The organism is Arthrobacter sp. Cr_A7 (genome assembly GCF_029222765.1).
GTDB lineage: Bacteria > Actinomycetota > Actinomycetes > Actinomycetales > Micrococcaceae > Arthrobacter.
Genome location: NZ_JARHXQ010000282.1, coordinates 1 through 18,675 on the forward strand (window position 1 = coordinate 1; position 18,675 = coordinate 18,675).

At 66.2% G+C, this 18,675-nt stretch carries 17 protein-coding genes and 1 pseudogene; 6 read left to right on the forward strand and 12 right to left on the reverse strand.

Translation table 11 applies throughout. From position 1 onward, the window contains the following. From P2Q66_RS16730 to P2Q66_RS16760, 7 genes and pseudogenes are all read right to left on the reverse strand, one after another. Positions 1-559 (reverse strand): sugar phosphate isomerase/epimerase family protein (locus P2Q66_RS16730; protein ID WP_275729922.1); only part of this gene is annotated, 559 nt, incomplete at its 3' end. A 33-nt stretch (positions 560-592) separates the two neighbouring features. Further along, positions 593-1,816: a substrate-binding domain-containing protein gene (locus P2Q66_RS16735; RefSeq protein ID WP_275729924.1), complete on the reverse strand. Its 1,224-nt coding sequence runs from the start codon at positions 1,814-1,816 to the stop codon at positions 593-595. Continuing rightward, a complete protein-coding gene (locus P2Q66_RS16740; protein ID WP_275729927.1) occupies positions 1,816-2,928 on the reverse strand; it encodes an ABC transporter permease in 1,113 nt (370 codons plus the stop codon). The genes P2Q66_RS16735 and P2Q66_RS16740 overlap by 1 nt, the downstream gene beginning before the upstream one ends. Next, positions 2,925-3,971 (reverse strand): ABC transporter permease, encoded by a 1,047-nt coding sequence (locus P2Q66_RS16745; protein ID WP_275729929.1) that lies wholly within the window; start codon positions 3,969-3,971, stop codon positions 2,925-2,927. Before P2Q66_RS16745 ends, P2Q66_RS16740 begins: the two co-directional genes overlap by 4 nt. Next, entirely contained in the window at positions 3,968-5,545 is a 1,578-nt protein-coding gene (locus P2Q66_RS16750) for a sugar ABC transporter ATP-binding protein (RefSeq protein WP_275729931.1), read from the reverse strand. Before P2Q66_RS16750 ends, P2Q66_RS16745 begins: the two co-directional genes overlap by 4 nt. A 171-nt stretch (positions 5,546-5,716) precedes the next feature. After that, positions 5,717-7,296 (reverse strand): annotated as a pseudogene (locus tag P2Q66_RS16755) (alkaline phosphatase D family protein). Between the two features lie 99 nt (positions 7,297-7,395). Continuing rightward, positions 7,396-8,688 carry a GAF domain-containing protein gene (locus P2Q66_RS16760; protein WP_275729934.1) on the reverse strand — a complete coding sequence of 431 codons (1,293 nt, stop codon included), beginning with the start codon at positions 8,686-8,688 and terminating at the stop codon, positions 7,396-7,398. A 149-nt stretch (positions 8,689-8,837) separates the two neighbouring features. Between P2Q66_RS16760 and P2Q66_RS16765 the strand changes: the two genes are divergently transcribed. From P2Q66_RS16765 to P2Q66_RS16775, 3 genes are read left to right on the forward strand one after another with little or no spacing between them, the layout of a single operon-like run. After that, positions 8,838-10,637: an NAD(P)/FAD-dependent oxidoreductase gene (locus tag P2Q66_RS16765; RefSeq protein WP_275729936.1), complete on the forward strand. Its 1,800-nt coding sequence runs from the start codon at positions 8,838-8,840 to the stop codon at positions 10,635-10,637. 15 nt (positions 10,638-10,652) lie between these two features. Next, complete coding sequence (locus P2Q66_RS16770; RefSeq protein ID WP_275729938.1) at positions 10,653-11,708, forward strand: 2,3-butanediol dehydrogenase; 1,056 nt, start codon at positions 10,653-10,655, stop codon at positions 11,706-11,708. A gap of 36 nt (positions 11,709-11,744) precedes the next feature. Then, the gene (locus tag P2Q66_RS16775; protein WP_275729939.1) at positions 11,745-12,440 is read left to right on the forward strand and encodes an aspartate/glutamate racemase family protein; all 696 of its coding nucleotides are present in this window, start codon (positions 11,745-11,747) and stop codon (positions 12,438-12,440) included. A gap of 97 nt (positions 12,441-12,537) precedes the next feature. Here P2Q66_RS16775 and P2Q66_RS16780 read toward each other — a convergent pair whose 3' ends face one another. The 4 genes from P2Q66_RS16780 to P2Q66_RS16795 form a co-directional block, all read right to left on the reverse strand. Continuing rightward, positions 12,538-12,936, reverse strand: a complete 399-nt coding sequence (locus P2Q66_RS16780; RefSeq protein ID WP_275729940.1) for a TfoX/Sxy family protein — start codon at positions 12,934-12,936, stop codon at positions 12,538-12,540. Positions 12,937-13,025: 89 nt separating this feature from the next. Beyond that, positions 13,026-13,295, reverse strand: coding sequence for a hypothetical protein (locus P2Q66_RS16785; protein WP_139386200.1), 270 nt, complete (start codon positions 13,293-13,295; stop codon positions 13,026-13,028). An 8-nt stretch (positions 13,296-13,303) separates the two neighbouring features. Continuing rightward, the gene (locus P2Q66_RS16790) at positions 13,304-14,389 is read right to left on the reverse strand and encodes a C2 family cysteine protease (RefSeq protein WP_275729943.1); all 1,086 of its coding nucleotides are present in this window, start codon (positions 14,387-14,389) and stop codon (positions 13,304-13,306) included. An 85-nt stretch (positions 14,390-14,474) separates the two neighbouring features. After that, entirely contained in the window at positions 14,475-15,029 is a 555-nt protein-coding gene (locus P2Q66_RS16795; RefSeq protein WP_275729944.1) for a hypothetical protein, read from the reverse strand. A 305-nt stretch (positions 15,030-15,334) separates the two neighbouring features. Here P2Q66_RS16795 and P2Q66_RS16800 point away from each other — a divergent pair, with 305 nt between their 5' ends. After that, entirely contained in the window at positions 15,335-15,538 is a 204-nt protein-coding gene (locus P2Q66_RS16800; RefSeq protein WP_009372930.1) for a cold-shock protein, read from the forward strand. A gap of 196 nt (positions 15,539-15,734) precedes the next feature. Here the strand turns inward: P2Q66_RS16800 and P2Q66_RS16805 are convergent, their stop codons facing one another. Then, complete coding sequence (locus P2Q66_RS16805) at positions 15,735-16,469, reverse strand: FCD domain-containing protein (RefSeq protein ID WP_275729955.1); 735 nt, start codon at positions 16,467-16,469, stop codon at positions 15,735-15,737. 191 nt (positions 16,470-16,660) lie between these two features. Here P2Q66_RS16805 and P2Q66_RS16810 point away from each other — a divergent pair, with 191 nt between their 5' ends. Together P2Q66_RS16810 and P2Q66_RS16815 are read left to right on the forward strand one after the other, a co-directional pair. Further along, a complete protein-coding gene (locus P2Q66_RS16810; RefSeq protein WP_115524497.1) occupies positions 16,661-17,206 on the forward strand; it encodes a gluconokinase in 546 nt (181 codons plus the stop codon). 46 nt (positions 17,207-17,252) lie between these two features. Beyond that, on the forward strand, positions 17,253-18,656 hold the full coding sequence (locus P2Q66_RS16815; RefSeq protein WP_275729957.1) for a GntP family permease: 1,404 nt from the start codon (positions 17,253-17,255) through the stop codon (positions 18,654-18,656). The last annotated feature ends 19 nt before the right edge of the window (positions 18,657-18,675 follow it).

An 18,675-nucleotide genomic window follows, 5' to 3' on the forward strand; every position in this document is an offset into this window, starting at 1 on the left:
GGTAGCTGTCCAGGGCAATGCCGACGCCGTTGCCGAGCAACGGCCCCAGCGCCTCGAGCGCCTGGTCCACGGTGTTGATCAGCGACGTTTCATACCGGTTCAGCGGTTCAATGCCCAGCACCACGCCCGCTTCCCGGGCCCGGGCGGCTACCGGCTCCAGGTTCCGGCGCAGCTCGGTGTAGGCCTCCCGCCGCTGCTCCGGCGACATCCGCCAGACCCGGCCGGTCTGGGCGTAGAACGGGCCGCACACAGTGGGCGAACCGATACTTGCGGCCATGCTGATGCAGTCCAAAAGGTAGGCCTGCGTCCCTTCCACGGACGCCGGGGCCGCGGACACGAGGTCCCGCCCCGGCGCCATGGCACCGACTAGGAACGGAGTCAGCCCCGTGGACTCCAGGGCTTCGCGCGCCGCGAGGGCGGTGAAGTCGCCGGCGTTTTCCAGCGGGAGTTCGACGGCGTCAAACCCCAACGCGGCGATCCTCGCCAGGTGTCCGCCCAGGTTGGCATCGGTCAGGGGAGACTCCCAGACCCATGTGCTGATCCCGATGGGACGCTTCACGCCGCTCCCTCCAACGCCGCCCTAAGCGCAGGGTTAGGGGATCTGCCGCTGCTGCCAGACCTGCGGGTAGCCGGGAAGGTCTTCTCCGCCGAACTTGGCGTAGTGGCCGCCGGGCATCCCCTGGTTGCGCTCCAGCCAGGAATCCAGCTCGTCCGCGAGGATGGGCTTCTGCGGGAGAATCCATTCGGCCGGGACTTGCTCACCCTTGAAGATCTTTTCCACGGCCAGCAGTGGGGTCCGCCACTGGAAGTTGGAGTAGACAGGGGCCATGGCATCGATGCCGGTTTCCTTCCACTTGGTCAGGAAGCTCATCTCATCCTCGCCGGTCATTACCGGAAGGTCCTTGCCGGCATCCTCGAAGGCTTCGAGGGCAGCCACCGCACCGTCGCCGGCGTCCATCCACACACCCTTGACGTCGCCCGTGGCCAGTTCATCGGAGATGATTTTCTTGATCTCGGTGGGGTCTGCCCCGGTGAAGTAGTCCTTGGCCTCGATGCCCTTCTCCTCGAAGATCTTCTTCGCCGCCGCCCAGCGGTGTTCCAGCACGTCCACGCCCGGAAGGATGCGGAGGGCCACCACCTTGTCGCCGGACTGCAGCTTGTCGGTCAGGAACGTGGCGGTGTCGATGCCCCAGGCGAAGCCGCCGATCGGGTGGATGAACGTAGTGGCGCAGTCGGTTTCCACGCCGCGGTCAAAGACCACCACCGGCTTGCCGGTCTCGCAGGCGCGTTCCACGGCCTGCGTCAGGGCCGCCGTCGAGTTGGGCGAGATGACGAACGCATCGCAGTTTCCCTCGTCGATGAAGTAGTCAATGTCCGCGATCTGAGTGTTGTCGTTGTCCTTGGCATCCCGGGTTTCCATCTCCGAAATGGCCCCCGAGTCCTGCAGGACCTTGAGCTGCTGGTTCATGGTGATCCAGCCGGTCTGGCGCCACGGGTTCGAGATGGAGGCATTGGCGAAGCAGACCTTCTTCGCCCCGGAGGAGGCGAACTTCGCCGTGTCCGTCATGTCACCGGCAATGTACTGCAGGTAAGGCTGCTCCGCGTTCCCTTCAAAGGACGCCGAGCGTTGCTCAAACTGGTCATCGTACAGCTTCTGGTCAAACCAGTCCTGGCTGGCCGGAGTGGTTGCCGCCGGTGAGCCGGTGCCCGGTGCGGTCGTTTCGGTAACCGACGGATCCGTGGTGGTACAGGCAGTCAGCACCACCAGCGGCAACGCCGCCCCAAGCGCGACAGCGCGGATAGAGTGTTTGCGCATCAGACTCGATCTCCTCCTTGTTCGGTGCCCTCGCGGGGCATGGGTGCTGCGCTTAGCTGGTGCCGTTCGTCATGGGCAGCGGATGTGGCTCCCTTGCGTTTTCGCTGCCATGACTTGGACGCTGCTGCCACAGCGATAATGATGATGACCCCCTGGACGGTGTCCCGCCACGTGGCCTGGACCCCCATGAAGTTCAGGAGGGTGAACAGCGCCTCGAGGGCGAACGCGCCGGCCGCCGCGGACAGCACCCAGCCGCGTCCGCCTCCCAGCACCACGCCACCGAGCACGACGGCGGTAATCGCCGTGAACTCGTAGCCCCGCCCCACGGACGGGTGGACTCCGGCATAGCCCACGAGCAGGATGCCGGCCACGGTGGCCGACAGTGACGAGATGATGAACGCCCGCGTCCGCACCCACCAGACGCGGGAACCGGACAGTTCAGCAGCCCTCGGGTTGTCCCCGACGGCGATGAGCATGCGGCCAAAGGGGCGGCGCATCAGGACCACCGCCAGGATGGCCACCGCCGCCAGGATGATGACGGGGTACGGAATGATGTCCAGGACCGGGACGTCCTGGATCCCGCCGCGCCCGATCTGGCGGAAGCTGTCCGCCGGGTTTCCCTGGGCCGCGCCGCCGGTCCAGTAGAGGACCAGCCCGAGCAGGGCCAGCATCATGCCCAGCGTCACAATGAAGCTGGGTACCTTCAGGAGTGTTGTGATCAGCCCGTTCACCAGTCCGATGAAGGCCCCGAGCACAAACATGAGGATCAGGACCGGGATCACCCTCGAGTCGTCCTGCCGGATGAGGTTGCCGGCAACGATGACCTGCATGGTCACCACTGATCCCATGGACAAGTCGAACTCGCCGCCGACAATAACGAAGTACTGGCCGATGGCGGCGATGGCAATCGGCGCTGTCCTGCCGATGAACCGGATGAAGGAGCCCGGCTCCCCGAAGGAGGGGTTCAGCGCGATGATGGCCGCCAGGAGCCCGATCAACAGGATGAAAACGGCACCCCCGGGCGTACGCAAAGCCCGCAGGAGCCGCTGGGATCTGCTGGCGCGGTTTTGCCGGAGGACCGCACTGCGGTCCGAGGGCAGTACGGTGCTCATGGTCCCTCCGCCGGTGAAGCCGATGCAGGCTGTGCGGCAGGCGCTTCCGCCGGGCCCTTCGAACTGAACCGCTCAGGTCTGTTGACGATCCTGCGGCGGGCGTACACGGCGACGGCGACGACGATCACCACGCCCCTGACCACGTCCTTGAGGAAGGGGTTGATCTGCATGACGGACATGATGTTGTCCAGCATGGCGAAGATGAGGACGCCGCCCAGGGTACCGGTGATGGTCCCTTTGCCGCCGGCCAGCAGGGTGCCGCCGAGGACCACAGCGGCGATGGAAAGCAGGTCGTAACCGCCCTGGGAACCCACCGTCGGGCTGCCCACACCCAGCCGGCTGGCGAGGAGCAGGCCCGCCATTCCTGCCAGCAGCGAACAGATCACATGGGCCGTGATCACCGGCAGGTCGATGCGGATTCCAGAGGTCCGGGCCACGGAAATGTCACCGCCGACGGCGTAGAGGTGGTGGCCCATCCGGGTGCGGTGGAGCAGCAGCATGGCCAGGCCCGCGCAGGCCAGCATAATGATGGTCGAGATGGGAACTGGTCCCAGGCCGGTCGCCCCGATCAGCCGGAACGAGAGCGGGGTCTGTCCGAAGCTGCCCTTGAAATTGGTCGCAAGGTAGCCGCTGATGATCAGGCCCATGCCCAGCGTGGCGATGAACCCGTGCACGTTGAGGCGGGCCACGATCAGCCCGTTGGCCAGGCCGATGATGGCCGCGGCGCCCAGCGTGAGCAGGACCCCGGGCAGGACGTTGCCCGGGTTGTTGGCCATCACCCCGGCGGCAATAAGGCTGGCCAGGCTGGCAACATAGGGGACCGAGAGGTCCAGGCTGCCGGCCAGGATGACCAGCGTCTGTCCGATCGCGATGAAACCGAGGACGCTGGTTCCGGTCAGGATGCTGGAGATGTTGCCCTGGCTGAAGAAATTCCGACCCACCGTGCTGACGAGAACGGCGCCCACGATCAGGGTCAGCAGCGCCACCAGGTAGACGATCTGTGTGGAGGACAGGCGGTCGAAGAAGCTGCCCCGTTGTTTCATGTTCCTCCTCCAGATGCTGTCCTGGCGCCCGTTCCCAGCTGCAGGACGGCTTCCTCGGACGTTCCGGCCGGAAGCTCGCCCGCGAGGCGCCCGTCGCGCATCACCAGGATCCGGTCCGACATCCCGATGACCTCAGGCAACTCGCTGGAGACCATCAGGATGGCTTTGCCCTCGGCTGCCAGCTTGCGCATCAGCCGGTACACCGCCACTTTGGCTCCCACGTCAATGCCGCGGGTCGGTTCGTCCAGCAGGACCAGGCGGGGGCGGATGGCCAGCCACTTGGCAAGGACCACTTTCTGCTGGTTCCCGCCGGAGAGGTACTGCACCTCCTGGTCCAGGTCGCGGGCCACAACTTCCAGGGAGGAAAACACGCCGGGGATCTCGGTTCGGGCCGCCCCGGTGCGGCGCGGGAAAACCGATCTGATGACGGTCAGCGCGTTGTTCAGGATGGACTGGTTCAGGCTCAGGCCCTCAGCCTTGCGGTCTTCCGTGATGAGGGCCATCCGTGCACGGACCCCCTCCCGCGGCGATTTGGGTGCCACTTCACGGCCTTCCACCTTCATGGTGCCGCGGGTAAGGGGCGCGGCACCGAAAATGGCGTGCAGCAGCTCAGTCCGGCCGGAGCCCTGCAGTCCGGCCACCCCCACAATCTCACCCGGCTGGACGCTGAAGCTGATCCCGTCCAGCTGGCCGTTTCCGGCATCGTGCAGTTCGAGGATCGGCTGTGCGGGGACGTCGGCGCCGCTGTCCTCAGGGGGCAGTTTGTCCGGGAAGAAGGCTGAAATGGGCCGGCCCACCATCAGCCGGACCAGCCTTGTATCGTCGAGTTCGGAGGCGGGACCGGTGCTGACCACGCGGCCGTCCTTCAGGACGGTGATGACGTCACACAGGTCAAAGAGCTCCCGAAGCCGGTGGGAGACATAGAGGATGGCCGTTCCACGTTCCCGGAGGCGGGACACGATCTGGTAGAGGAGCTCAACTTCGGCGCCGGCCAGTGCGGCGGTGGGCTCGTCCATGGAAACGATCCGGGCGTCGTAGCTGACAGCCTTCGCAATCTCCACTACCTGCTGCTCAGCAACGGTCAGGGTCCGCACCTGCGCGGTGGGCCGGATGGCGGTGATCCCGAGCGACTCCAGCAGTTCCGCCGTTTTCGCGTTCATCAGCGCCTTGTTCACCAGGACTCCGCGGCGGGGCTCCCGGCCCAGGTAGATGTTCTCGGCCACCGTCCGGTCGGGAAGCAGGTTGAACTCCTGGAATACCGACGAGAGGCCGGCTTCGTGGGCCTTTGTAGGGTGGCTGAAACTGACTTCCCGGCCGTCCAGAAGCACCGTTCCCGCGTCCGGCTGGTAGACGCCCGCGAGCACTTTCATCAGCGTGGATTTCCCGGCGCCGTTTTCACCCACGAGCCCGTGGACCTGGCCCCGGTGAAGGGTAAGGTGGGCGTCTTCCAGAACGGGAATCCCGAAGAAACTCTTGGTCAGTCCACGGACTTCCAGGAGTGGCGGGGGATCAGCTGAACCTTGAGGGCGCCCGCCGGGGATTGACGCCTCGCCCGTCCGTCCGGGGTTCTCCATCGATCCGCCCACGCCTAACTGTTACAGGGCGGGTTCAGTTCCGTCAAGGGATAAGCGATGGCTTACTACCAGACCTCCTTGGCTGCGTTTTGCGGGTATCTCGCCACGTCAGACGCGGGTAGGGCGGCCAGCGAGGATCGCTGACCGCCCCACAGCCTTCCGGTCGCGCCGCTACTGCAGTCCGGGCACCCCGTCCTGGATCCTGAACGAGGCCTTCGTGGAAACCGGAGCGCCCGGCGTCGTGACGTACTCCAGCGTCCGGAAGTCAGCCGTCATCGAGTCCTTGGTGATCTTCGTGTTCACGTAACCGCGGTTGTCGTTGTAGAACTTCAGGTGCGGGTTCCACGCCATCACCGGGTCCGTCGTGGAACCGGTGCCGTTGCCCGTGGAGGTGATGGAGGTGCACACCAGCTCCGAGCCGACCACCGGGGAGGCGGGATCCTTGTAGTCCACCTTGAGGTCGTTGGCCCAGTTGCGGTGCACGTCGCCGGTGAGGACGACGGCGTTGCGCACCTTCGCGTCCAGCCAGCCCTGGGTGATGCTGCGGCGGGAGGCGGCGTAGCCGTCCCAGCCGTCCATCGAGACGTCGTCGATCTCGAGGGCCTGGGCGCGGTCACGCTCGGCGAAAAACACCTGCTGGCCCAGGATGTCCCAGCGCTGCGTGGAGCTCCTGAACCCGTCCAGCAGCCACTTCTCCTGTTCGGCGCCGGTGATGGTGCGGTCCTCGGCCAGGCGTTCGGCCACGTTCTTCTTCCAGCCGTCCCCGGCGAGCTGGTCGTCGCGGTACTGCCGGGTATCCATCATATGGAAGTTGGCCAGCTGGCCCCACTGGATGGTGCGGTAGATCTTCATGTCGAACCCGGCAGGCACGGAGGAGGCGCGCAGCGGCATGTTCTCGTAGTACGCCTGGAACGCGGCGGAGCGGCGCTGCCGGAACCGCTCGGTGGTGTCGTTCAGCTGCCCGGCGTCGGTGTTCTCGGGGACCTCGTCCGCCCAGTTGTTGTCCACTTCGTGGTCATCCCAGACCACCAGCCATGGTGCGATCGCGTGCGCGGCCTGCAGGTCGGCGTCGGACTTGTACTGCGCGTGCCGCTGCCGGTAGCCCTGCAGGGTGCTGGTCTCCGGGCCCTGGTGGTCGCGCGGGTTGCCGCCGCCGATCACGTAGCTGTCTTTCTTGTATTCGTACAGGTAGTCGCCCAGGTGCAGCACCAGGTCCGGGTGGTCCTCGGCCAGGCGGGTGTAGGCGGTGAAGTAGCCGTGCTCGTACTGCGAGCAGCTGGCGAACGCCATGGCCAGCGCGGCGGGCGTCTCGTACAGTGCCGGGCTGGTGAGGGTGCGGCCCACGGCGCTGATGTGCCGGCCGGTGCGGAACCGGTAGAAGTACTCGCGGCCGGGCTTGAGGCCGCGGAGCTCCACGTGGACGGAGTGGGCGGTTTCGATCCGGGCGTGTTCGACGCCGCGGGCTACTACGGTGCGCATGCCGGCGTCCTCCGCCACTTCCCATGCCACCGCGACGTTGCGGGAGGGCATGCCGCCCAGGCCGTCCTCGGCCAGCGGGTCCAAAGCGAGCCGTGTCCAGATCACAAAGCCGTCCGACCACGGCTCACCGGAGGCGATGCCGAGCAGGAAGGGATCGGTGCGGAGTCCGGCGTCGTCCGCTGTTGAAACAGCGACGGCGGCACTTGGCAGGGCGGCGACCAGGCCGGCCCGAGGCCGGCGGAGATGAGGGATCTGCGTGAGATGTTGTCCATGGCTTCGACCGTAGGAGGGCCGGTTGGACAGGTCCTGAGGAGGATATGAATGAACGGTTAACGGCGTGACAAGGGCTGTTGATGTGCGCTTCTGGGGGCTTAGCCACCGCAGGAGGCCAGGAACGCCAGGTACCGCGGATCGCCACGTCCCACCAGTTGTCCGAGCGCCTCAACAGCGGCAAAATCACTCGCGCCCATATCCGTGGACAGCCAGCGGGCCAGGAGCCCGGCGTCACCGCTGGACCGCACGGCCGAGCCCACCGCGAGATCCAGCTGGTCGCGGAGCAGCTGCACCGACAGAACACCGGAGCGGCTGAGCAGGGGAGCGCGGTAGGCCTGCAGCGCGTCGGAGACCCGCCCTTTATGCAGCAGCCGAAGCACCCGCCCCGAGTCCGAGCTGCCCGCCAGGCCGGCAGCCAGCCGGTAGGGGTTCGACTCCACGGCCTCACCCAGCAGGGAGCGGACCCGGAACATCTCCGTGCGGATGGCCACCGGCGTGCCCGCATCGCCGTGGAGCTCGTAGGCAAGTTCCTCCGCGCTCCAGCCCTGGTGCCGGGAATCCAGCAACGCCAGGATCTCCGCGCGGCGCAGCGTCAGCGGCACCCGGCTGCCGTCCCGGAACAGGGCGGCAGGCCGGTCGCCCAGCAGCTCCAGCGACTCGACGGCGGCCGCTGGCCGCAGGGACTGCCGGCGCGGGGACTGCCGGGACGCGCGGACCGGAGAAGGGGCACCTGCCGGCTTCCCGCCGTCGGGCGCCACCAGCAGCGACTCGGCAACCCGGACCGCGCACCGCACCATCCGCAGTGTGTCCGCGGTGAGGGTGTCCAGGGGGCCGGAGACGTCAAGCACGCCGAGCAGGCGGCCGGTGGCCGGGTCCGTAATGGGCGCCGCCGTGCACGCCCACTCATGGTGGGTCCGGACCAGGTGCTCGGCGGAGAACAACTGCACGGGCCGCCCGGTCACCAGGGCCTCGCTGATCGCGTTGGTGCCGATGCCCGCTTCCGACCAGTCCGCCCCCTCGAAGAACTCCAGCCGGTCCGCCCGCCGCAACACTTCAGGGCTGCCAACACGCCACAGGATCTCGCCACTGGCATCCGTAAGCACCAGCAGGTGCCTGCCGGAGCTTGAGGAATCCGCCAGCAGCTCGTCGAGGGCCGGCATGACCTGCTGCAGCCGGTGCTCCCGGCGGAGCTCCAGCACCTCGGCTGCGTCATGCAGGTGCCGCGGACTGTGCTGGTCCGGGCTGATGCCCAAGGCCATGGAACGGCGCCACGAATCGGCCAGGACATCCGGGATTTCCGGGCGCGGGACGCCGGAGATCACCAGCTCGTGGGCACGGCGCAGCGCACGTGCATACTTTGCCGGATCCGAAAACCTCAGGCCGTAGTCCACAGCTTCCTCCTGCCAGCGCCGTTGCCTGCAGTGTGTAACGCGGTTGAAACCCCCGCGGAGTTCCAATGGTGATGCAGCTCACGCCCGGTCCAGCATATCGCAGGGGATTCCACGGGCGGAGCTACACGGACCAACACAAAGGAGTGGACATGACCGAAACACCCACGGCAGCCGCGCAGGCCTGGCTGGCGGGTTTGGACGCCGCGCTGCAGCGTTGCGACGTGGACGCCGCGCTGGAGCTCTTCGACGACGAATGCTTCTGGCGGGACTTCGTGGCATTCACCTGGAACCTCAAAACGCTGGAAGGCAAGGGCGATATCCGGCGGATGCTCGAGGCCACGCTGGACCACGTGCAGCCTTCTGGTTGGGCCCTGTCTGAGGACGCAACCGGCAGCGAGGGCGCTAACGGCACTGTGGAAGCCTGGATCACGTTCGAAACCGGCGCCGCCCGGGGCTACGGCCACCTCCGGCTCCGGAACGGAAAATGCTGGACCCTGCTCACCACGATGCAGGAGCTAAAGGGCTTCGAAGAGAAAAAGGGGCCGCGCCGCGACCAGGGTGTGGCGCACGAAATCATCAAAGGCCGCCGTTCCTGGCTGGAGCTCAAGGAGGAACGGGAGGCCCGGCTCGGCTACGACGAACAGCCGTACTGCGTGATTGTGGGCGGCGGGCAGGGCGGCATCGGCCTCGCCGCGAGGCTGCGGCGCCTCGGCGTCCCCACCCTGGTCATCGAGAAAAACGAGAAGCCGGGCGACTCCTGGCGCAACCGCTACAAGTCCCTGCACCTGCACGACCCCGTCTGGTACGACCACCTGCCCTATATGAAGTTCCCGGACGACTGGCCCGTCTTCGCGGCCAAGGACAAGATCGGCGACTGGCTGGAGCACTACACCCGGATCATGGAGCTGAACTACTGGGGCGGCACCGAGTGTGTGGGCGCAGAGTACGACGACGGCACGCAGGAATGGGTGGTCAACGTCCTCCGCAACGGGGAGCCCGTGACGCTGCGGCCCAAGCAGCTGGTGTTCGCCCTGGGTGTGTCCGGCTACCCGAATATCCCAACGTTCGACGGCGCGCAGTCCTTCCTGGGGGAGCAGCGGCATTCCTCGCAGCACCCGGGCGGCGGGGACTGGACCGGCAAGAAGGCCGTGGTGATCGGGTCCAACAATTCCGCACACGATATCTGTGCCGACCTGTGGGAGCACGGCGCCGACGTCACCATGGTGCAGCGGTCCTCCACCCACATCGCCCGGAGCGAGTCACTGATGGACCTGGCACTCGGCGACCTGTATTCGGAGAAGGCGCTGGCTGCCGGAGTGACCACAGAGAAGGCAGACCTGCTGTTTGCGTCCCTGCCCATGCGGATCCTGCCCGAGGCGCAGGTGCCCGTGTACCAGGCGATGGCCGAACGGGATGCCGAGTTCTACTCGCAGCTGGAGGCCGCCGGGTTCGACCTGGACTTCGGGGTGGACGGGTCCGGATTGTTCGTGAAGTACCTGCGGCGCGGCTCCGGCTACTACATCGACGTCGGCGCTTCCCAGCTGATCATCGATGGCCGGGTGAAGCTGAAGTCCGGGCAGGTTTCCAAGATCACCGGCAACGCCGTGGTCATGGACGACGGCACCGAGCTGGAGGCGGACCTGATTGTCTACGCCACCGGCTATGGCTCCATGAACGGCTGGCTGGCGGACCTTGTCTCTCCCGAGGTGGCGGACCGGGTGGGCAAGTGCTGGGGGTACGGCTCGGACACTCCCAAGGACCCGGGCCCCTGGGAGGGCGAGCTGCGCAACATGTGGAAGCCCACCAACGTGCCCAACCTCTGGATCCACGGGGGCAACCTGCACCAGAGCCGCCATTACTCCTCCTACCTGGCCCTGCAGCTCAAGGCGCGGATGGAAGGACTGGAAACCCCGGTCTACGAACTGCAACCCAGCCACCACACCCGCTGAAAGGAAGAGCGCATCATGAAGGCAGCCCGTTTCCACGGCCGTGAGGACGTCCGGATCGAGGACATCCCGGAACCGGAACTCCGCGCCGGGGCGGTGAAGATCGACGTCGCGTGGTGCGGCATCTGCGGCAGCGACCTGCACGAGTACCTGGAAGGGCCCATCTTCGTCCCCGCCCCGGGACACCCGCACCCGCTCTCGCACGAGGACGCGCCGGTAACCATGGGGCACGAATTCTCGGGGACCGTGTCTGAAGTCGGCGAAGGTGTCGAGGGGCTCGCGGTGGGGGACAACGTCGTCGTCGAGCCTTATTTCGTGGATGACGAATGCGACATGTGCCAGGCGGGCAGCTACCACCTGTGCCGGAAAATGGGGTTCATCGGCCTCTCCGGCGGCGGCGGGGGCCTGAGCGAGAAGATTGTGGTGGACAAGAGGTGGGTGCATCCCATCGGCGGCATTCCCCTCGACGAGGCAGCCCTGATCGAGCCGCTGTCCGTGGCGCACCATGCGGTGGAGCGCAGCGGCGTGAAGGCGGGTGATGTTGCTTTGGTGGGCGGGTCCGGGCCGATCGGGCTGCTGACCGCGGCAGTGCTGAAGGGCATGGGCGTGACCACGATCGTCAGCGAGTTGTCCCAGGCCCGCAAGGAGAAGGCCACGTCCAGCGGGGTCGCTGACCATGTGCTGGACCCCAGTCGCGAGGACGTTCCGGCGCGGGTGCTCGAGCTGACCGGCGGCACCGGGGCCGACGTCGCGTTCGAATGCGCCGGCGTCAACGCTGTTCTGGACACCATGCTCGACGCCACGCGGCCCGGGGGAGTGGTGGTCAACGTGGCCATCTGGGGCGCGCCGGCCACCGTGGACATGCAGAAGCTGGTCCTCAAGGAGATCGACCTGCGCGGCACCATCGCCTATGTCCGGAACCACCCCGCCGTGATCAGGATGGTGCAGGAAGGCAAGGTGGACCTCAAGCCGTTCATCACGGGCCGGATTGCGCTGGAGAACCTGGTGGAGCAGGGCTTCGACACCCTCATCAACCACAAGGACACAGTGGTGAAGGTGCTGGTGCATCCGTAGCGGGCGCCAAACCGGGCCCTGCTACAGTCAGGCTCCATGACCGAACTACGCTCCGGTGCTGCCGGCACGGTTGGCTTCCTCCACACGGCGGACGTTCACGTGGCGACGTTCGAAGGCCTTGCCCGGGAACACCTGCCCAACGCCGCCACGGTCCACCGCGTGGATCCCGACGCTTTGGAGCTCGCGCGGCGGGAGGGGACGGCGGGGAGCGTCCGGGCTGTCGTCGCCGCCCATCTCGTGGAGCTTCGGGATGCTGGATGCGAGGTGGTCCTGTGCACCTGCTCCACTCTCGGCGAGGTGGCGGAGGAGCTGTCGGGCGATGGGATGCCGGTGATCCGTATCGATCGGCCGATGCTTCGCCGGGCCGTGGGTCTCGGTCCACGAGTCGGTGTCCTTGTGGCGCTGACGAGCACCGTCGAGCCCACCACCCGCGTCCTCGCCGAGGAAGCCGCAGACGCAGGATCGGATATCTGCGTCGAAGTCAGTGTCGTCGAGAATGCGTGGGACGCCTTCCTGGCCGGCGAGGCGGACGCCTACCACTCGCTTGTTGCCCACACGGCGCGTGCGCTCGCAGGCCGCTGCGACGTCGTCGTTCTCGCTCAGGCAAGCATGGAACCCGCTGCCGCCCTGCTCAGCGGACTCACGGTCCCTGTCCTTACCAGCCCGCGCTCCGCCGTCGAAGCGGTCGGGGCTGCAATGCCGACAGGGACCGAAACGCCGGACTTACGTTAGTCCCGGCGCGGCGGCACGCAGCTCGGCAGGGGTTTCGACAGGCTCAACCACCGGGGCTCGGCAGGGGTTTCGACAGGCTCAACCACCGGAGCTGGACTCAGCCGCCGGAGCTTGTCTTGGCAGCTTTGGCCCGTGGGGCCTTCGGCTCCTTCGGCGGGAGGGTGGCAACGTACTCATAAGCCTTGGTGACCCATGCCTTTGCCCGGGCGTCGTCGCCGTCGCCCTCCTCATTCCACATCTCAGGCAGACCGGAGTAACCGGCCATGGGACGCTCCGCAGGGCCGAACGGCAGGGTCCTCTCGGAGGACTCCAGCAGCACCCGGTCGTCCTCGGACAGCTTGACGCCAACGGTGGATCCGAAGAGGCCGGCGAACATGTTGCCGTTGACGAACGCTCCCAGGTTGCCGAACATCGGCTTCACCACCACGTCCGGATGGTCGGGGACAATCGAGCGGAAGCGTTCTTTGTCGGCATCGGACGCCTTGGGCATCTCCATGGTTCTTCTCCCGTCAGTTGGGCAGTCTGGTTTGCAGGATATGCCCGCACCGCCGCCGGGGTACAGAGGTTCGGGCCTCCTGCCGCAGGTCAGGCGGATACGACGGCGTCGTAGGCCAGGACGGCCGATGCTGCGGTGCCGGCCCCGGCGGGGCTGATCGAATCAAAACGCAGGGTCCCGGCGCCGGGCAGGGCCACGGACTGGCCTTCGCGGAACGCCTGCTTGCGTTCCTGCTCCGCAGTCCGGATCCAGACCTGGATGGCCGGGGCGCCGTCGGCCACGCCGATCTTCACGATCCCCACCAGGACATCGCCGAACCTGGGCTGCATGCCCTGTTTAACTGTGACGAGCTGTTCCACGGCCATCCTTACTTCGTGTCCACGGAGTACACGGAGTCGAAGTTTTCCTTGTACTCATCCTCGGTCAGTTCCAGCGTCCCGGACTTGTGGTCGTCGTCGCCGCCCATGTAGCCGCCGGAGGGGCCCCACGGGTTGGCCAGGACGATGACCTTCTCGCCGTCGTCGTTGGTTTTCACATCGACCACAACGTAGGCGTGGTTGGGGACAACGTCGGTCCGGTTGACCTCATCGGACTCCCAGACCCAGTCGAAGTCGTCATCCTTGGTGTCTTCAGTCCCCACGGACACGGCTTGGCCGTCACCAAGCCTGTCCTCGATCTCATCCAGGTCCAGCTCGCCGTCCCTGTCCGCGGACCTTCCCGTCATGAGCTCCATTGCCTCGTGACTGAAACCGCCGTCGATGTCGTCATAGGAACCGCCCCGGTGCTCCGCCGCTGCGCGTTCGTAGATGGACAGCCAGTTCGGTTGCCCGTCCGCACCCCGGACACCGCCCTCGGTGGATTTGGCCTCGACGGTGACCTCCACGGGCTCGCCGTCCTCGTACAGGGTCACCACCCAGTGCGTGGGCGGATCTCCGACAGGCTTCAGGTGTTCGGCGAGGAACTCATCAAGTTTGCCTTCCCGCTCCAGCATCTGGGCAACCGAGCCGATTCCTGCCAGGAGCCAGCAGTCGCCGATCTGGCCCTGCTGGATATCTTCAGGGTCGCCGGCATCAGGGTCTTCACGGACATCGCCGGGGACGTCCACATCCGGGCGGTCCGGATCCAGCGGCCCCGGATCTCCGGGCGGGTTCGAGTCCGGTGTTCCCGAGGTGCCGGATCCCGTTGCCCCGGTACTCGCTTTGTCCTGCTGGTCCGCGTTCCGGTTCAGGTCCTCCGCCTGGCTCTGGAGATCCGCGGCAACACGCTTCAACAGCGGCCTGTGCTCCGAGTCCCACGCGGCTTGGAAAGCGGTGGCATCACGGCCTTCCCATCGGATCCGGGCCAGGAGTTGGCCCAGTTCCATGGACAACGCCGTCATCTTCTCGGAATGCTGCGACATCGTTTTGGCCAGTGCCCGCAGCTGTTCAGTATCGGCGCCGTAGAATCCAGGCATCCCGTGAGTCCCCCTTTGATGAGCTTCAAGCCACAGTCATGCTATTCGTGCAGCGGTGCATGCCGCGATGGGCAGAACTTCCCCGTCAGCCCGCGGGAATTTCGTTTGGATCGCAGGCCGGGGAGTCCACCGGGACGCTGATGCGAAGGTAGGCCGGGCTCTTGGATTCGATGGTCAGGGTGGCGCCGGCGGCGTCGGTGCTGCGGGCCACCACCCAGCCGCCGGCAACCGTGTCTGTGCCGTTGAAAGCGGGAAAGCCGTGCTGCGCCAGAACGGGGTCGCCCGCAGAGAAGATGTCAGCGAACTGGTTCGACGGCTGCACAACGTCCACGTTGCTTTTCATGGTTTGCGGGTACAGCATGCACCGGCCGTCTTTCACCCGGGCCAGAGTGGCGGGTTCGTCCACGGTCCAGCTGATATCCGGCATCTTCTCTTCCAGGGCGGCCACCATCCCCGCGCGCACCGCGTCATATTTAGGGAAGCTTTCGGCCACGGGAGCGGCGGACGCGGTGACTGGCGGGGGGCTGCTTGTCTCCGTTGCGGGTCCCTCCGGCGCGGTGCAGCCAACCACAACGGTTGTCCCCAGCACCAGGAGGGTTGCCAGAAAGTGTTGCGGCAGCCGGTTCGTTCGGCGGTTCATCGTGCCCCCAATTCTGATGACGGACCTCGTGAACGGCCCACAGGGAATGCTTTCACAGCTGCAGAGGATATGGCGATGGGGACAACAATCCGGATGACCGGGAGGGCGCCCTGTGACGTAGTTGGCTCGACCCCGGCGGAATCTCCTGTAGTGTGGTTCTTGTTGTTGTGTTTATGCAGTTGGTAGTTCAGGCAGTACGCGCGGTCGAAAGTCCGCGTTCTTCTGAAGTAGCGGTTTTTGAACACCCCACGCCGGAGGGCCCGAAAGTCGGGATTTTCCCTCCACCTTCACGAAGGACAAAAATAATGGCTACTGGTACCGTCAAATGGTTTAACGCTGAAAAGGGCTTCGGCTTCATTTCCCCCGATGACTCCTCACAGGATGTTTTCGCACACTACTCTGCGATCAACTCCAACGGTTTCCGCTCCCTCGAAGAGAACCAGAAGGTTTCCTTCGACACCGAGCAGGGCCCCAAGGGTCCCCAGGCAACCAACATCCAGGCTCTCTAATTTCCTAGAGTTCCGGGACCGTTAGGTTTCTTCAAGCAGGGTCTGCCTCCGGGCAGGCCCTGCTTTTGTTAACCCGGGTGTGCCGAAGGCAAATGGCATCAGCGGCCCCAAACCGCACAAGCGGCGCTGGGCAGCACCGTTCATGCGGTTCAGCGCCGTTCCTGGTTTCAACAGGCTCAGCCACAGTTCAGTCGGGCTACCCCAGCCCCATGGCGTTCCGGACCTCGTCCAGGATGTGGTGCATGGCACGTTCGGCCACCACAGTATCGCCTCGCGCCACCGCCGCAGCAACATCCTCATGCGCCTGCAGTGCTTCGTTCCGCGGCTTGAACGGCATCAGTCCCTGCTTGGTGCGGCTGGTGAGCACCTCGGCCACCATGCCCTCCAGCGCCCGGAACATCTCGTTGCCGCAGCTCCGGAGCAGCAGCTGGTGGAACTCGATGTCCGCCGCCAGGAAAGCCTGAAGATCACCGGCCTCGCCCAGCCGCCGCAGCTCTGCTCCCAGGGCCACCAGTTGTGCGCGTTCGGCGGCGCTGGCCCGCCGCGCCGCCCCGGCCGCGGCAATGGGTTCGACGGCGATGCGCAGCTCCGTCAGGCTGCTGTACTGGATCTCGCGCCGGTCCGACGCCAGGCGCCAGCGCACCAGCTTGGGATCGAAGACGTTCCATTGCTCGGGCTCCTGCACCACGATGCCCACCCGCCGGCGCGAATAGACCAGGTTCATCGATTCCAGGACCTTCATGGTGTCCCGTGCCACCGTGCGGGAAATTCCGTACTCCTGCTGCAGCCCCTCGAGGGTCAGCCTGCTTCCTGGCGGGAGGCTTCCGGACGCGACGGCGATGCCAACCGCCTCCAGAACGCGTTCATGCATCGCGGGGGAGGCCCCGCCGTCGTACGCGTTGTCCGCGTCCCCTGCTGTCGCCGTCGACATTGTTTTCGCCGCCTCTCTCCGCGCCGCAGCGCCCTTATAGGATAGCGAAAATCAGAAAAGGTATGACTTGTGACACCGAAAGATAGTATCTTTGGTGTCGAAAGGTGATACCTTATGGCGTAGCCCACTTCATTACGGGCTCGCAGCGAGCTTCTTCGAAAGCCAAAGACGTCTTCTCCGGAGGTATGAACATGCAGTATCCACCCACGCATCTTGTGGTCATGGGCGTTGCCGGGTCCGGCAAATCCACCCTGGCGGCGGCCCTGTCCAAGCAGCTGGGCTGGACCTGCGCCGAGGCTGACGAGTTCCACCCGGATACCAACATCGCCAAGATGTCCCGAGGCATTCCGCTGCAGGACGAGGACCGCTGGCCCTGGCTCCGGGAAATCCGCGACTGGATGACCGCCCAGGCCCAGGCCGGCTGCAGTACCGTCCTCACCTGCTCCGCGCTCAAGAAGAGCTACCGCCAGCTCCTGTCCGAAGCCGAAGGCCGTGTCCTCTTCCTCCACCTCGACGGCGGCGCTGACCTGATCAGCCAGCGCATGCAGGGCCGCGAAGGCCACTTCATGCCGCCCACACTGCTGCCCAGCCAGCTGGCCACGCTCGAGGCGCTCAGCCAGGAAGAGCTCGACGCCGGCAGCCTCCGCCTGGACATCTCGCGCTCACCGGAGGAGCTGGTCGCCGCCGTCGTGGAGGCCCTGAAGCTTCCCACCGGCCAGGCGCCCTGCACCCCCTAAGCACCCCCTCAATTCCCCACCAACAGTTCTGTTTCAAAGGAGAACCATGACCATCGAAGGATGGACCCAGACGCTGGGAGCAGGCCCCCTGCTGCTCATCGCCGCAGCCGCGATCGTCGTCCTGCTGTTCCTCATCATCAAGCTGCGCGTGCACGCCCTGCTCGCCCTGATCCTGGTCAGCCTGGCCACCGCTTTCGCCACCGGCATCCCCGCCAACCAGGTGGTCCCGGTGCTGATCAACGGCTTCGGCACAACCCTTGGCACCGTGGCACTCCTGGTGGGCCTGGGCGCAATGCTCGGACGCATCGTGGAAACCAGCGGCGGCGCCAAGGTGCTGGCCGACTACCTCATCGGCGTCTTCGGTGAAAAGCGCGCCCCGTTCGCGCTGGGCCTCGCTTCGCTGATCTTCGGCTTCCCCATCTTCTTCGATGCCGGCCTGGTGGTCATGCTGCCCGTCGTCTTCGCCGTCGCCCACCGCCTGGGCGGGGGAGTTCTCCGCTACGGCCTGCCCGCCGCCGGCGCCTTCTCCGTGATGCACATCTTCCTGCCGCCGCACCCGGGCCCGGTCTCCGCGTCCGCATTCTTCGAAGCCAACGTCGGCCTGGTCATGATCGCCGGCCTCCTCGTGGCCATCCCCACCTGGTACGTCACCGCCTACCTCTACGGCCTCTACACCGGCAAGAAGCTGGTCCTGCCCGTGCCCGAAATCCTGGGCCACGCCACCGCAGAAGCCGAAGCCCACCCGCCGCGTTTCCGCACCATCGTTGGCCTGCTGCTCCTGCCGCTGGTCCTGATCTTCCTCAACACCGGCCTGAACACCCTGTCCTCCTCCGGGGTCCTCGCCGAAGGCACCAAGGACCAGCAGTGGTTCCAGGTCCTGCGCACCATCGGTGAAACCCCGGTGGCCCTGCTGATCGCCGTGCTGGTGGCCATGTTCGTCCTGGGCGCCAAGCGCGGCAAGGACGCAGGAGCACTGGAGAAGCTGCTCGAGTCCTCGCTGGGCCCGGTCTGCTCCGTTATCCTGATCACCGGCGCCGGCGGCATGTTCGGTGGTGTGCTCCGCACCTCCGGCATCGGCGCGGCCCTGGCCGACGTCCTGGGCAACCTGGGCATCCCGCTCATCCTGGCCGGCTTCCTGATCTCCGCCATCCTCCGGATCGCCCAGGGTTCCGCGACCGTGGCACTGACCACCACCGCCGGCCTGATCGCCCCGGCTGTCGCTGCAGCCGGGCTGAACGGAATGCAGGTTGCCGCCATGGTCATCGCCGTTGCAGCCGGTTCCGTGGTGGTCTCCCACGTCAACGACTCCGGCTTCTGGCTGGTGGGCCGCTTCTTCGGCATGGACGTCAAGACCACGCTGAAGACCTGGACCGTGATGGAAACGCTGATCGGCGTGATGGGCTTCGCCATCGCCGCAGTGATCTTCCTGGTGGCCGGGGTCGCAGGCTAGCTTCCCTTCCCCAACTGAG

Coding starts and splice junctions, on each gene's coding strand:
- P2Q66_RS16740 (WP_275729927.1), bottom strand. CDS start 2,928: ATGAGCACCGTACTGCCCTCGGACCGCAGTGCGGTCCTCCGGCAAAAC.
- P2Q66_RS16780 (WP_275729940.1), bottom strand. CDS start 12,936: ATGGAGATGCCCAAGGCGTCCGATGCCGACAAAGAACGCTTCCGCTCG.
- P2Q66_RS16810 (WP_115524497.1), top strand. CDS start 16,661: ATGCAGTATCCACCCACGCATCTTGTGGTCATGGGCGTTGCCGGGTCC.
- P2Q66_RS16770 (WP_275729938.1), top strand. CDS start 10,653: ATGAAGGCAGCCCGTTTCCACGGCCGTGAGGACGTCCGGATCGAGGAC.
- P2Q66_RS16745 (WP_275729929.1), bottom strand. CDS start 3,971: ATGAAACAACGGGGCAGCTTCTTCGACCGCCTGTCCTCCACACAGATC.
- P2Q66_RS16735 (WP_275729924.1), bottom strand. CDS start 1,816: ATGCGCAAACACTCTATCCGCGCTGTCGCGCTTGGGGCGGCGTTGCCG.
- P2Q66_RS16795 (WP_275729944.1), bottom strand. CDS start 15,029: ATGAACCGCCGAACGAACCGGCTGCCGCAACACTTTCTGGCAACCCTC.
- P2Q66_RS16805 (WP_275729955.1), bottom strand. CDS start 16,469: ATGTCGACGGCGACAGCAGGGGACGCGGACAACGCGTACGACGGCGGG.
- P2Q66_RS16815 (WP_275729957.1), top strand. CDS start 17,253: ATGACCATCGAAGGATGGACCCAGACGCTGGGAGCAGGCCCCCTGCTG.
- P2Q66_RS16750 (WP_275729931.1), bottom strand. CDS start 5,545: ATGGAGAACCCCGGACGGACGGGCGAGGCGTCAATCCCCGGCGGGCGC.
- P2Q66_RS16800 (WP_009372930.1), top strand. CDS start 15,335: ATGGCTACTGGTACCGTCAAATGGTTTAACGCTGAAAAGGGCTTCGGC.
- P2Q66_RS16790 (WP_275729943.1), bottom strand. CDS start 14,389: ATGCCTGGATTCTACGGCGCCGATACTGAACAGCTGCGGGCACTGGCC.
- P2Q66_RS16775 (WP_275729939.1), top strand. CDS start 11,745: ATGACCGAACTACGCTCCGGTGCTGCCGGCACGGTTGGCTTCCTCCAC.
- P2Q66_RS16765 (WP_275729936.1), top strand. CDS start 8,838: ATGACCGAAACACCCACGGCAGCCGCGCAGGCCTGGCTGGCGGGTTTG.